This window comes from Oscillatoria nigro-viridis PCC 7112 (assembly GCF_000317475.1).
In the GTDB taxonomy this organism is placed as follows: Bacteria; Cyanobacteriota; Cyanobacteriia; order Cyanobacteriales; family Microcoleaceae; genus Microcoleus; species Microcoleus nigroviridis.
The window spans coordinates 2,769,060-2,782,919 of sequence record NC_019729.1 but is presented as its reverse complement, the minus strand read 5'-3'; the positions used below and the strand labels follow the sequence as shown (position 1 = coordinate 2,782,919).

Genomic DNA, 13,860 nt, shown 5'->3' with positions numbered 1-13,860 from the left:
TCGTCAAACAGTAGACTGGTACTACATAAGACGTTAAGTTGACACGATCGCTACTCGGCGACTTCCGCTTCCGCTTCCGCTTCAGGTGCATCTGGCACATCCTGCTTGATAGTCAAATAGCGAATCACTTCTTCGCTCAGACGCATCGCGCGCTCCAGGGTAAAAATTGCAGCGCCCGGAGCTGTATAGTTCATTTGAACGTATACTCCGTCCCGGTGCTTGCCGATTTCGTAAGCCAAACGGCGCTTGCCGCGGTGCTGAGTTTCGATGTTTTCAGCACCTTGATCGCGCAAAATAGTTTGATATTTAGCGATCGCCTGGTCTGTCATTTCCTCACCCAAATCAGGGCGCAGAATGTACATAGTTTCGTAAATAAACGGTTTCATGGCAATAATCCCCTTATGGACAACAAGGCTTCTCACGAAGCAAGGACTTATCATCATATCCCAACAATGAACAATCTCAAAACTAAAAAATCAAATTCCCCAAACCGCACTCCCTCGCGGTGGAGCACCCTGTGGACGTACAGCATCATGAGCGCGATCGCGCTTTTAATGCTGTTTCCCTTGCTGTGGCTGCTCAGTACCTCCCTCAAATCCCCCAACGAAAACATCTTTCAATTTCCCCCGCAACTGTGGCCGCAACAGCCAACCCTCGAAAACTTCATCAAAGTTTGGCAAACCAACCCCTTCGGCCGCTACCTTTTCAACAGCACCCTAATTGCCGGCCTCACAGTTAGCATCAACGTCCTCTTTTGTTCCCTCGCCGCTTACCCGTTAGCCAGACTCAAATTTCGCGGCCGCGAAGCCATCTTAATCACGATCGTTTCCACAATCATGATTCCCTTCCAAATAGTCATGATTCCCCTGTACGTATTGACAGTACAACTAGGACTAAAAAATAGTTACCTAGGCGTAATCTTTCCCGGACTAGCCTCAGCCTTCGGCATATTTTTATTACGACAAGCCTTCCTAGCAGTTCCCAAAGAACTCGAAGAAGCCGCCCGCATCGACGGTTGCAGCGAATTAGGTATTTGGTGGCACGTCATGATTCCGGCAATTAAGCCAGCTTTAGTCACCCTAGGAATTTTTGTATTTATCGGTTCTTGGAGCGACTTTCTGTGGCCGCTGCTAGTTTTAGACAGGCCGGAATATTACACGTTACCTTTAGGGGTAGCCAATTTAGCCGGGACATTTTCTTTAGATTGGCGTTTAGTTGCGGCGGGTTCTATTATTTCTATTGTTCCCGTTTTGGGACTCTTTTTGCTCTTGCAAAAATACATTGTGCCTACAGAAACTGCTGCGGGAGTCAAAGGATAGAATGAGGGCATGGGGCTCCGTGGGCCTGGGGATTGGAAGTCCAAAATTAGTATTTATTCCTTCTGCGATACAACTCACAAAATTTATTTGTTATGTACGAACTACCGGATATCCGCTGGATTGGTGACCGCGCTGGGGTTCTAGATACTATCATCGCTTTTGCAAAGGCGATCGATACCCCCGACTGGCAAAAATTGCGATCGCACCTAGCTGGCGAAAGAGATATCGACTCTTCGGAATTTTGAGGAATCAAACAAACTGTGGTAATTGTCAGCGACAATCCTGAACTCCATGGCGCTTTGCGGGGCAAATCGCAATGAAATCTCATTCACAACTCAAATGCGAACTGATTTTTCCTAACTAAAAATTTCCGCCTACCTGGGAGTAAAAACTGCACTAGGGTAAGCAATCCGCTTGTGATTGAACTGTTCCCAAACTCGCACAAAAATCTCCGCAATTAGAGACATATCCTCCCGCGTTAAATCCGAATCAATCAACTGATTATCCTGCCAGCGAGCCCTCAAAATCTTATTAACCATATTCAAAGCCTCTTCATGAGTAGCATCCTTGAGCGATCGCAAAGCAGCCTCACAAGAATCCGCCAGCATCAAAATCCCGGTTTCCCGCGACTGCGGAATCGGCCCATCGTAGCGAAAATCCTCCTCCCTCACTTGGCGACTTGCGATTGTTAACTTGGAATTATCCGCATCTGGCAAAGCAATCTTTAAATCTTCTATTTCTTTTGCAGCAATTTGCTGCGCTTGGTGGTAGAAGTAAGCAATTAACATTGTACCTTGGTGCTCGGGAATAAACGCCTGAATTGCCTTCGGCAATCGATGCTTCCGCGCCATCACCAAGCCCTCGGTAACGTGCTTTTTAATCATCTCCGCGCTCGCCCAAGGGTCATTAATTTCATCATGTTTGTTGACCCCGCCCATTTGATTTTCACAAAATCCGAGCGGGTCGTGCATTTTTCCAATATCGTGGTATAATGTGCCAGTTCTGACCAGCTCAACGTTGCAGCCGAGTTCCCGGGCCGCAGCCTCCGCCAAACTCGCCACAAACAGCGTGTGCTGAAAAGTCCCCGGAGCCTCGGCAGCCAACTTCTTCAACAGCGGGCGGTTGGGATTGGCAAGTTCCGCCAGCCGGATCGGCGTAATCAAGTCAAAAACGTGTTCCAAATAAGGGCTGATGCCGATCGCCACAACGCTCCAAGCCAAACCGGCCAAACTTTGCGCGCCCACCGTACCGAGCACGACGTACCAAATCGCACCGGCAGCCGCGCTGGCAATCAAAGTCCCCACCAGATAAACCGTGCCCTGAGTCAAGCCGACAGCCACGCCCAAAAGAGCCAATTCCTCGCGCGATCGCAGCCGCCCGGCCATAAAAGCGCCCAACAATCCGCCCGCCCCGCTAGCCACCAAATGAATCACGTCCACATTTAAGCCAACGGGCAGCAGCGCCGACAGCAGCCCCACCACCGTCACTCCCACTGCCGAACCGTAGAAGCCGCCCGCTAAAATCCCGATCGCCGGCAAACTCGTCCAAGGCAGCCCCAAACTCACCAGCACCGGCGCGCTCAAAGTCAGCAGCAGCAATAACAAATGATCTCTCCGGCGCAAGCGGTAGTGCCTTTCCACCAGCAGTACGATCGCAATTGCCCCCGCGACTAAACAAACAAAACCCGTCAGCCCCAGCCAATTCACCCCCCGTCGGCTTAAGCCAAAATAGTCCAGCAACACGAAATCTTCCTGCGAGATCTCTTCTCCTTGTGCAACAATTATCTCGCCCTGCTCTACTGCGATCATTACCGGTTTCACCTTTTGCGCCGCTAATTCAGCTAGCTGTTTGGTTTCCTCGCGATCTCTCACCAGATTTGGCTGCAAAATCGCTGTTAAACCCTCCACCGCCAAAGCTTGGGACTCTAACGGCACTTCATCAGCCACTTGCAGCTTCACGGCTTCTTTCAAAATCTCTTTTGGCAACCCCTGCGGGATACCTTGAGCCACCATCCTTTTTGCCGCCCGACTCATACCGGTTTGGGTTTTTTGCCAAGCTGCATCCGACAAATCAAACAGCGAAGTATCGTAAATCTGTGGGAGCCCCACAACCGACGGTTTTCCCAGCGCCTCCACAGCATTGAGATAGCGCCGGCGAGCAGAGGAAATACTGTCTGTCAGGCTTTGAAAGTCTGCTGCCCTGACCGATCGGCTGTAAGCTTGCAGTTGAGCGATAGCATCTTGCTGAGACTTGTTATCTGTTGCCGCAGCAATTGTAGGGGAATCCAAACTCAACCGCTCGGAAGTTGCACTTTTGTCACCCGCTTGCGCCACAATAGATCGCCACTCCCACTCCGGACAGCCCCGCAAGTAAATCTGAGCCGCATTTGAGAGCACCGAGGGACTCGCAAACGGAAACGGGCCTACCGCCTCCCGGAGCTCGCTTCCCTGCTGCAAAAATTCTTGCAATTCTCGATAAATTTGTCGATCGACCGCAGAATCCAGCATTAATATCGCTACAGCTCCCATCCGCGCTGCTTTCCGCTGTTCTTCAGTAGTTTTGTAATCGGGGATGCTAGCAGTAGCAGGAGCCTTAATCGTCTGAGGAGCTTTTGTCCCCACATCCAGTTTCGGCTGGTTGTAAAAGCGGTGGCCCAGAGTGCTGCTTAGGGAAACTACCGCGACCAGCGCCAAAATAGGGGAACGAGCTTGATTTTTGAGGCTGGATTTGGAGGTTTTACTTGTAAATTTAGTAGTAAAAGTCTCGGGAAGAAGCCATTTCTGGCGCGGCAAAGGGCTCAGGAGAGGCCCGCCAGCGCGTGAGGTATCTGCTTTGCTGCTGCCATTTTGCACTTTAGCAATGTGTTGGCGCAGTGAGCGCGCAGCCCCTAGCTGCTCAATCTGCCGCATCAATGAGGAGAGCGTATTCATTTGTGTCGAAGATATATCACTGTTATCCAGCAGCTTTGTCAGTATTTCTGACTGTGCATCTTGATTGATTTTATCCGAACTACCCTGGCTGAATATTCAACCCTCCAGGCTACTTTGGCTAACTATCGCCAGCAGTTGGCTTTCCTGACGGTAGCCAACAACGCAAGCAGCTTCTTGGCTTCCCTTGTCTATCTTGAAAAGAACTCGCGCCTGAGGGCTAAAAACCTTGTTTCTCCGTAGATTCTTCGTTTTCCAACCCCATATTCTCGTTTCAACCCGGCTTGTTGGGGCAGGGGCGTCCGATTTAATTTTCACATTTAATTTTTCACTTTTTAATCTTTAATTCTCGCTCTCCTTCCACTTTAGCTTGTGACTTGTTAATGGCTAATTGCTAATTTCTGGTTTCCCCTTACCGTTAAAAGCTCGAAACTTTATATTTTACGAGGTCTAATGACATAAGGTGCCGCCACCGATCGGGCTAGCGCTGCCGAATCCAGTCCGGCATCGGGGCTGTAAACTCCTGCCCAAACAGCAAACAGGTTATTTGCTAACTCTACAATTTTTGCATCGCTGCCCGTTCCCCAGAGCGAGGGTTCTCGGCCGTGGGCTAGCTGCTGCGATTTAACCTCAGCCGAAGATACCTGTCGCCATTCTACAGGAATCCCAGCAACGCCGTTATAGGCTCCAGACAAAGCTCCCGTCAAAGCGCAGGTTATTTGTCCGGCTATACCACAGCGGGCAGCCCGCACCACTGACAAGCGCAAGTCTTCTGGGGTGTTCAAGAAGCAGTAGAAAGCTAAGGCAATGGGAATGAAATTTCCAGGGTTGACAATTGACTCGGTTTGTAATTTTTTCTTGCCTTCGCCCTGTCTTTCTCGCAAAGCTGTGGCGCTTTTGCACAGGTGAGTTGCGGCTGTTTCTAAATCGGCTCCCTTTTCTAGTAGTATTTGCACTTGCAGCAGCAGCTCTGTGAAGGCATTATCTGTTTTGACGTAGGCAATTGTTTGCTCGATCGCTGTCGCCGGGTCAAGTCTTTCTTTGAGAGCTCTGGCGATCGTAAATGCTACTGCTAAAATAGCTGTTTCCCATTCTGGCTGGTTTTCGTTGTGCCAGACCTCTATCGCCAGCATGATTTTTTCTCGCAGCTTGGCTTTATTTTCGTGAAAAAACATCGCCGATGGCAGCGCAGCAACGGCAGCTTCACCAGGGTTAAGCAGGGTTTGAAACTCACTGTTGGGGGGATGGTAGATTTCCGACTTGGCAAATGCTTCCCAAGTATCGCGCCAATCTTTTAAATCTAAACCCCTACACCGAATTAAACTTTCAGAACACGCTACCGCAAGTCTCCCGGATTTGGATGAGTCTTTGCCACTTGGGATTTTACTGTTGACAGAATTCAACGCTAATGTTTCCCCTCTTAGGGTCAATTGTTGGTGTTTCGTCAGTTGTAAAATCGGCTGCAAGTCTTCTGTTTGGGGGGGAATACCCACGAGTTGCGTCTGGTATTGCAGGCCTAGAGAGTCTCCTAAAACTGCCCCCAGGATGGTTCCTTGAAACTTGCTCAACAGGGAATGCCGCATTTGAATTTAACTCAAGTTGTTAGTAATTGGTAATTTGTAATTTGTAATTTAAAATTTTTCCTGGTTTGCTTCTTTGCCTAACTGTTGTGATTAATTTTCATTCAACCCAAACATATAAGGGCTGGTTTTCCATCTAAAACCTGCCCTCATCCGATCGCTACAATCGGTAAATTTTTAATTTTTAATCAGGTAACTAACTAGAGCTTGCAGCCCCAGCCGATAACTTTCTGAGCCAAAACCGCTGATTTGGCCGATCGCCACCGCTGCGATAAACGAGTGGTGCCGAAAAGCTTCCCGCCGGTAAATATTGCTCAGATGAACTTCTACCGCAGGGATATTCACCGCGGCGATCGCGTCTCTAATTGCCACACTCGTATGAGTATAAGCTCCAGCATTAATCAATAAGCCTTGGTGCTGGCCTAACATCGAGTGAATTGCATCCACCAACACCCCTTCATGATTCGACTGCTGAATTGAGACTTGCACCTGGAGGGCTTGCGCTTCTCGTTCTAGCAACTTGTTGATATCATTTAAAGTCGCAGAACCATAAACTCCAGGTTCTCGCTGACCCAATAGATTTAGATTAGGGCCGTGAAGTACCAGGATATTTAACAATTTTAAAATTTCCAGCGCCACAAAAATTATGAGTGTTTTGACATGGGATTTAGAACCAGTCTGCCACCTCAAACGTCAAACCTTAAACCTCAAACTTTTAATTCAGTCCCGACTACCTGCGATTCCTCGGTTGGTTGACAGGAATACGAATCGGTTCGAGTTCCGGTTCTGGTTCTGGACTCAGCAGTCCTTCTATCAGCTTGCGAACCCATTCTTTAATTTCTTCCAGCACCTTTTCAATGTTTTCCATTGAACGGATAGCTCCTTTTTTATAGTCTAGATTGCTAAACCGACGGCTAAATATCTGAAAATAAGCAAGCACGACTTTGAAACCAAAGGTCAAACTTGCTTTCTCGCTTGCTGGTTGTTTTGAGCAATGCAGAGAGTCAGTATATTGGCCAATCAGTCCTATCTTATTATCATAACGAATCTTTACAGATAATCAAGAGGGAAAAGGAAAATTGCCGAATTATATCGGAGTATAGATTGTTAAATAAAGCTTAAGCTTACCTCTGACTGTTGACAATTGACAAATCGTGGGATTTTTTCTACACTTTTGCCAACAATAATTTACGCCGGAGGCGATCGAGGGCCGTACAGCTACTCAGATTCCGAATCCAATCGCGGCCTCGGGCATCGCCAAAGCGGTATTCAAAACTTTCTGCGTCGCCGTGGGGTCCCGCTAAACCGACATAAACCAGTCCGACAGGTTTAGCGTCTGTGCCGCCTCCAGGCCCGGCGATGCCTGTAATGCTCAATCCCCAATTTGTATTGAGGCTGGCGCGAACTCCCGCAGCCATTTGTTTTGCCACTTGGTGGCTGACTGCACCAAATTCGGCTAAATCTTGGGGATTAACACCTAATAATCCTTCCTTAACCCGATTGTCGTAAGAAATAATCCCGCCCAAAAAGTACCTCGAACTGCCTGGAACACCGGTCAGCATCGCTCCCAACCCGCCTCCCGTGCAGGATTCAGCCACGCTAAGAGTTTGCCCCGCATCCAGCAACAATTGGCCCACAGTCGAGGCGAGGGTATCGGTATCGGCACCGTAACAGTCTAAGCCGGCAATTTGCCGCAATTGTTGTTCGATCGGCTCAATCAAGTTTTTCGCCGCCGCGGACGACTCCGCGCGGGCCGAAATCCGCAGTTTGACTTCGCCGTGATTGGCGTAGGGAGCCACAGTAGGATTAGTTAAATTCAGAAAACTATCTACTTTTTCCGCCAAGGCCGACTCAGCAATCCCCCAAAATTTTAATGTGCGGCTGTAAATTGTTTCGCTGCACCAGCCGCCGTTTTTCAGGTAAGGAACGGCAGTTTCTCGCCACATCAAGTGCATTTCCGCCGGTATGCCGGGAAATGTCATTACTGTCACGTTGTGAACCGGCAGCCAAATAATGCCCGGTGCCGAACCGGTGCGGTTCGGCAGAATGTCCGCAGTTTCTGGAATTAAAGCTTGTTTGCGATTGCTGGGACTCATGGTGCGTCCCCGCTGGGCGAATTTGTATTCGATATCTGCGATAATTTCCGGCTTTTCTATTAAGGGAACCCCAAAAAAATCGGCGATCGTTTCGACTGTGAGGTCGTCTGGTGTGGGGCCCAGGCCTCCGGTGAACAGCAAAAGCTGCGATCGGCCCACGGCAATTTCTAACACTTGTTTGATACGTTCTGGATTGTCCCCCACCACTGTTTGATAGTAGTGAGGGATTCCCAGACTCGCTAATTCTTTGGCTAAAAACTGGGCATTGCTATTAAGAATATCGCCTAACAGCAATTCAGTGCCAACACAAATAATTTCAGCAACCATTATTCGATTTTAGATTTTGGATTTTAGATTGGGGATTGGGGAATTGGGGATTGGGCATGGGGCATTGGTCATTAGTGATTGGTGATTCTTACTAACAACTGACAACTGTCAACTGTCAACTGTCAACTAACTATCGAGCGTGTCTCCAAACTTTCCAGCTAGCATATCCCAGCAAACTTGTCGCACCCATCGCATAAATTACGCCGCTCGGAAGCGAAAAAGCTAGGGCTAAACTTCCCACCCACAGTGTCAGCGAGTAAATAAATAAAACCGCAAATCGATGGGATAGTCCGGCTTGTAGAAGTCGGTGGTGGAGGTGGCGCTTGTCAGCAATAAACGGTGACTTGCCGTTGCGAAGTCGATCGAGAATCACCGCCGACATATCTAAAATCGGTACAGCTAAAATTAAATATGGCAGCAACACAGAAGTAACAGCCGTAGTTTTAACCAACCCAATTACTCCGACTCCAGCGAGAGTAAACCCGATAAAATAAGCCCCGCCATCTCCCATAAAGATTTGGGCCGGATTGAAGTTGTAGCGCAGAAATCCCAAGGCCCCGCCAGCTAAAGCCGCTGCTATCAGGGCCGCCGCCGGTTGGTGCATCGACAGACTGACAATCAGCATTACAACTGCTGCAATCCCTGAAACTCCCGCAGCTAAACCGTCCAAACCGTCAATCCAGTTGATGGCGTTGGCCATGCCGACGAGCCAAATCACGGTAATTGGCAAGCTCAGCCAGCCGATATCTGTCAGTCCCAGGGAGGGAACTGTGAGAAACTCAATTTTTACCCCTGCCATCCAAGCGATGCTGGATACGCCAATTTGCATGAGCAAGCGTTTTAAGGCCGACAGGGAAAATAGGTCGTCTGCTAAACCGATGAGGAAGAATCCGATGCCGCCGAGGGTGACTCCCCAAATTTCGTATTCGTCTTTGGGATTGAGAACTTGTCCGCTAGCATCGATGAAGCCTCCTGAAAGCCAGACAAATAAGAGGGCACTGACAGTGCCGAGAAAGATGGAAACTCCTCCCAAGCGCACCATCGGGCGCTGGTGGACTTTTCGCTCGCCTGGTCGATCGACTCGCCCGCTTTTGAGACCAATTTTTTTGACTATTGGCGTACTCCAGAGGACGACGATCGCAGAAATCAGGAAAGCGAGTATGTGGTACAGATACTGGTACGGCATCTGAAATCAATTTTAAATAGTGCGGGGCAATTAGTCTGTCAGGCAGAGTCTACTACATTTCAGATGGCTTATAACAAGGAAACATCTTGAAGAGCGACTGGGGGTTTGGAAGGCGGAGATTTGCCGCAATGGCAGTTGCCCTGGGGCAAATTGTCAGGTTTTTCATTCATAACTCTCGAATTAACGATTTGAAATATTGACTCTTTCGCGAGCAAAAAAGTCGATATTTGGCGAGCGGGCCCAGTTGAACGGTATCTTTCGCAACCTACAAATACCGTTAGTCAAACCAGTCCCGCCCGACAAATATCTTTACTAAAAACCGTATTGGCGATCGAGATTTTTGGTGAAAACCGCTTGTCAATATCGCTACCGGCAACTCTCAATCTTTTCCTGCTCTTTTACCCTTTTACCCGTACACTTCCAACTACCAATTCTCCATTGCCGATCAGGAAAATTAAGCTAATGCCGGCACTTTCAAGTACAAGTGCGGATATAACGGGAAGCGATCGCACAGTGCTGCTACTCGACGCAGGCAGTCGGCGGCGACGCTTTCATCATCTGGATTTAGCAGGCGATCGGCAATAATATTGCCAATCTCGGTAAATTCTGCTGTTCCCATTCCCCTGGTGGTCATCGCCGGCGAACCGAGTCTCAAACCGCTGGTGACAAAGGGCGATGCCGGATCGAAAGGCACGGTATTTTTATTAGCAGTAATATTCACACCGCTGACTAATTGGTCTGCTAGCTTGCCTGTCATGTTTACCGATCGCAAATCTACTAGCATTAAGTGATTGTCCGTGCCGCCGGAAACGAGTTTTAAACCCCGCTGCTGCAACCGTTCCGCTAAAGCGCGCGCATTTTCAATTACTTGACCGGAATAAGTTTTAAATTCAGGCTTTAATGCTTCGCCGAAAGCTACTGCTTTGCCCGCAATGACGTGTTCTAATGGCCCACCTTGAGTGCCGGGGAAAACTGCTTTGTCAAATTTTTTACCTAATTCCGGGTCATTGGTCATAATCAAGCCACCACGGGGGCCCCGCAGGGTTTTGTGAGTGGTGGTGGTGACTGCGTGACAGTGGGGGAGGGGGTTGGGGTGGTGCCCTGTGGCGACTAACCCGGCGATGTGGGCGATGTCGGCGAGCAGGTAGGCTCCGATTTCGTCGGCGATCGCTCTAAACTTCTCAAAGTCGATAATTCGCGAATATGCTGAATAGCCGCAGATTAGCAATTTCGGTCGGTTTTCTTTGGCACTGGCCAAAATTGCGTCGTAGTCGAGCTGTTCTGTTTCTTGGCTGACGCCGTAGTGAAAAGCTTTGAACCATTTGCCGGATACGTTGACCGGCGAACCGTGGGTCAAGTGTCCGCCGTGGGACAAATCCATGCCCATAATTCCGTCTCCGGGTTCCAGCAAGCTCAAAAACACTGCAAAGTTGGCTTGAGCGCCGGAGTGGGGCTGGACGTTGGCGTGAGCGGCTCCAAATAGCTGTTTGGCGCGGTCGATCGCAATTTGCTCGATGCCGTCAATAAATTCGCAGCCGCCGTAGTACCGTTTCGCTGGCAGTCCTTCGGCGTATTTATTTGTCAGCACTGAGCCTTGAGCTGCCATTACCGCTGCGGAGGTAAAGTTTTCGCTGGCGATGAGTTCTAGGTGGTCTCGCTGCCGCTGGAGCTCTTGCCCGATTAAATCGGCAATGAGCGGATCGGTTTTGGAAAGGAATTCTAAGTTACTGTCCGTCACAATAATCAACCTCTTGACAAATTTGGGACTGGGAATTGGGGATCTTATACCGTACTACGGATTTCGCACCATTGACATAAATATTACGTTGTGTTCAGGTTAAGCGGTTTGTCCCCAACTCCTGACATACAATGAAATTACTGGTGTGAAACCTGCCGGAGGTATCAAATGTTAGTCATTTTAATGGAAAATCAGATGCTTGCCCCTCAGTGTGTTTGCCAAAGTTGTTTGCTGGCCGATCGCACTGGTCAACCGCGCTGGAGCGGTGGAGAGCTTCGCTGCGGACATCCAGTTGCTAAACCTACGGAAAATTTGCCCGATCGGTACGAGTGTCAAATGGGCTTCGTCATTGCCAATATTAAATAATCATCGGCCAAATAGGCCCGCGCAGGGCATGGTGACTATTAACCCGACTCGATCTAAGTTCTCCTGCATCTGGTACTTGAGGCTGCTATCCGCCCACAAATGAGCAAATTCCGGGCGAGTCGGAACTGAGCCTGCTGCGTTATGCTGACTTTAATAGGAATTCATAGTTAATCGATCGACTCAGGAGAGTTCATTATGACTTGGCGCGGATCTACAACTGTTCCAGACCGGATTTTTGCTTCTTTGCCTTATTTGCTCCCGTTGGTTGACGGGCTTGCCTTTGGCAGGTTTCTGTTTACACAGTTTCCTGTCCTGCAACTGTTGTTGATTCCGCTAGCTCCATTGATGCAAATTTATAGTTTGCCCTTTGCTAGCTTGATTATCTTCTTTGCCCTGTATTTAGGAGTAGTTAGAAACGAAAACATCAGTCACTTCATTCGTTTTAATGCGATGCAGGCGATTCTTTTAGACATTGTTTTGATGCTGTGCGGTCTGGTTTTGCCGATTTTTTCTAAAGGCTTACAAGTCGCATTTATTGCGGAAACTCTGTATAACATGGTGTTTCTGGGCGCTTTTGCTGCATTTGTCTATGCCGTCGTTCAGTCGCTTTTGGGACGCTATGCAGAGATTCCTCCGCTTTCGGATGCTGTTTATATGCAGGTACGTTAGTCAATGGGCAGTTGACAGTTGGCAGTTGGCAGTTGGCAGTTGTTGGTGATAATTACCAATTACCCATTACTAATAACTACTGTATTTTCAAGACTGCCGATGCCTTCAATTTCGATGCGGACTCGATCGCCTATTTGTAGCGGTCCTACTCCTTGCGGCGTTCCAGTCAGTATCACATCGCCGGGAATTAGGGTCATTACTTGACTGATGTAGGAGACGAGAAAGTCTGGCGAAAATACCATGCGATCGATCTGGGATGACTGTACCGGTCGCTCGCTCTCATTGACAAAAGTCTGCAATTGTGCAGCCGGACTCAATTCGCGGACAATCCAAGGCCCCAAGGGACAAAAAGTATCGAACCCTTTGGCCCTCGCCCACTGGTTGTCCCGCTTTTGCAAATCTCTGGCTGTTACGTCATTGGCGATCGTATAGCCCCAAATTTTGCTGTGTGCTAGTTCGGGAGTGCAGTTGCTACAATGTTCGCCAATCACCAGGGCCAATTCTCCCTCGTAATCTACCCTTTCCGACTGCTGCGGATAGCGAATCGCGGCACCTGCAGGGATGACAGCACTCGGAGGCTTGAAAAACAGCAGGGGTTCTTCCGGTACTGGGGTTCCCATCTCGGCGGCGTGATCGACATAATTTTTGCCTACGGCTACAATTTTTGAGGGAGAGCACGGGGCGAGAATTTGGTAAGTATCTGGTGAAAGTTCCAAATCGGTTGGTTGTCCTTGTAACCAGGGCGGTGCATCAAATACTTGAACGCTGTGGCCCAGTTGCAGTAAACCGTAATGGATGTGTCCTTGTGTTGTTTTAACTCGAACGTAGCGCTGGGCCATAGTATTTGAGATTTTAGATTTTAGATTTTAGATTCTAGATTCTAGATTAAGAGGATATAGGCATAATTGCGGAAAATTAATTTGTTTATGCCCGTTTAAGATTTTCGCTGTGCAATTTTGCAAGCGCTTTCCGTGCAAATGCCGTGCAGCGGTTTGTCCCAGGAGTCAACTGGTAGCTGGGGGATCGAGGCAAATTCAAAGATAATGCCGATCGTAACTTTTGATTCCCACTCAGCTAAACTGAGCATTCGATCGTAATAGCCGCCGCCGTAGCCCAAGCGATAGCCGCGAACATCGCAGCCTACTGCGGGTACGAGCATTAAATCTACTTCTGAGTGGTCTATTTTCGGAGCATCCGGCAGGGGTTCGAGTATGCCATAAGCTCCAGTATGTAAAGCATCTCCGGGCTGCCAGATGTGCCAGGATAGCTCTTTGCCGACACAGCGGGGAAATCCCCATTTGCGGGTAGTTACAAATAGGGGACTTAAATCTGGTTCTTGGCGACAACTGAAGTAGGCGAGGATTGTTTTTGCTTGGGTGAATAGGGGCGAGTTTTGCAGGTGATTGCAGAGGCGATCGCTCTTTTGTCTCCATTCATGTGCTGATAGGGATTTGCGGGTGTTGAGGAGGGATTTTCTTAATTCGGTTTTAGTTAATGAAGGTTCAGCAGTATTCATATTTGCGATCGAATCTCTCGTTTGAATTGCAGTCCGACAGGGTTAAAAACCCCTGTCTCACAGCGAAAGTCCTCGCTTCAGAGGACTACAATTAATTGCATTTTCATCACACTCAGCAGTCGGTTTTAACCGACTT

General features: G+C 48.8%; 14 protein-coding genes. 4 read left to right on the top strand and 10 right to left on the bottom strand.

Features of this window, described 5'->3' with window-relative positions:
* Positions 1-50: 50 nt before the first annotated feature.
* Complete coding sequence (gene rpsF, locus OSC7112_RS11830) at positions 51-386, bottom strand: 30S ribosomal protein S6 (protein WP_015176119.1); 336 nt, start codon at positions 384-386, stop codon at positions 51-53.
* Between the two features lie 15 nt (positions 387-401).
* Between rpsF and OSC7112_RS11825 the strand changes: the two genes are divergently transcribed.
* Positions 402-1,319, top strand: a complete 918-nt coding sequence (locus tag OSC7112_RS11825) for a carbohydrate ABC transporter permease (protein ID WP_015176118.1) — start codon at positions 402-404, stop codon at positions 1,317-1,319.
* A gap of 92 nt (positions 1,320-1,411) precedes the next feature.
* On the top strand, positions 1,412-1,564 hold the full coding sequence (locus OSC7112_RS39635; protein ID WP_015176117.1) for a hypothetical protein: 153 nt from the start codon (positions 1,412-1,414) through the stop codon (positions 1,562-1,564).
* Positions 1,565-1,693: 129 nt separating this feature from the next.
* Here the strand turns inward: OSC7112_RS39635 and OSC7112_RS11820 are convergent, their stop codons facing one another.
* The 7 genes from OSC7112_RS11820 to glyA all read right to left on the bottom strand — a co-directional run bounded on the left by OSC7112_RS11820 (position 1,694) and on the right by glyA (position 11,173).
* Complete coding sequence (locus OSC7112_RS11820) at positions 1,694-4,249, bottom strand: HD family phosphohydrolase (protein ID WP_223300817.1); 2,556 nt, start codon at positions 4,247-4,249, stop codon at positions 1,694-1,696.
* A 431-nt stretch (positions 4,250-4,680) separates the two neighbouring features.
* The gene (locus OSC7112_RS11810; RefSeq protein ID WP_015176115.1) at positions 4,681-5,829 is read right to left on the bottom strand and encodes an ADP-ribosylglycohydrolase family protein; all 1,149 of its coding nucleotides are present in this window, start codon (positions 5,827-5,829) and stop codon (positions 4,681-4,683) included.
* A 174-nt stretch (positions 5,830-6,003) separates the two neighbouring features.
* Complete coding sequence (gene aroQ / locus OSC7112_RS11805) at positions 6,004-6,444, bottom strand: type II 3-dehydroquinate dehydratase (RefSeq protein WP_138920973.1); 441 nt, start codon at positions 6,442-6,444, stop codon at positions 6,004-6,006.
* A 112-nt stretch (positions 6,445-6,556) separates the two neighbouring features.
* Positions 6,557-6,694: a hypothetical protein gene (locus tag OSC7112_RS39630; protein WP_015176113.1), complete on the bottom strand. Its 138-nt coding sequence runs from the start codon at positions 6,692-6,694 to the stop codon at positions 6,557-6,559.
* A gap of 298 nt (positions 6,695-6,992) precedes the next feature.
* Positions 6,993-8,249: a competence/damage-inducible protein A gene (locus OSC7112_RS11800; RefSeq protein WP_015176112.1), complete on the bottom strand. Its 1,257-nt coding sequence runs from the start codon at positions 8,247-8,249 to the stop codon at positions 6,993-6,995.
* A gap of 130 nt (positions 8,250-8,379) precedes the next feature.
* Positions 8,380-9,435 (bottom strand): glycosyltransferase family 4 protein, encoded by a 1,056-nt coding sequence (locus tag OSC7112_RS11795; protein ID WP_015176111.1) that lies wholly within the window; start codon positions 9,433-9,435, stop codon positions 8,380-8,382.
* 454 nt (positions 9,436-9,889) lie between these two features.
* Positions 9,890-11,173: a serine hydroxymethyltransferase gene (glyA, locus tag OSC7112_RS11790; protein WP_015176110.1), complete on the bottom strand. Its 1,284-nt coding sequence runs from the start codon at positions 11,171-11,173 to the stop codon at positions 9,890-9,892.
* A gap of 168 nt (positions 11,174-11,341) precedes the next feature.
* Between glyA and OSC7112_RS11785 the strand changes: the two genes are divergently transcribed.
* Both OSC7112_RS11785 and OSC7112_RS11780 read left to right on the top strand, forming a co-directional pair.
* Entirely contained in the window at positions 11,342-11,539 is a 198-nt protein-coding gene (locus tag OSC7112_RS11785; RefSeq protein WP_006631916.1) for a hypothetical protein, read from the top strand.
* 195 nt (positions 11,540-11,734) lie between these two features.
* Positions 11,735-12,208, top strand: a complete 474-nt coding sequence (locus OSC7112_RS11780; RefSeq protein ID WP_015176109.1) for a Tic20 family protein — start codon at positions 11,735-11,737, stop codon at positions 12,206-12,208.
* Between the two features lie 59 nt (positions 12,209-12,267).
* On the opposite strand, the gene OSC7112_RS11775 is transcribed toward OSC7112_RS11780, so the two are convergent.
* Together OSC7112_RS11775 and OSC7112_RS11770 are read right to left on the bottom strand one after the other, a co-directional pair.
* Entirely contained in the window at positions 12,268-13,047 is a 780-nt protein-coding gene (locus tag OSC7112_RS11775) for a fumarylacetoacetate hydrolase family protein (protein WP_015176108.1), read from the bottom strand.
* Positions 13,048-13,142: 95 nt separating this feature from the next.
* Positions 13,143-13,724, bottom strand: coding sequence for a 5-formyltetrahydrofolate cyclo-ligase (locus OSC7112_RS11770; RefSeq protein WP_015176107.1), 582 nt, complete (start codon positions 13,722-13,724; stop codon positions 13,143-13,145).
* Positions 13,725-13,860 lie beyond the last annotated feature (136 nt).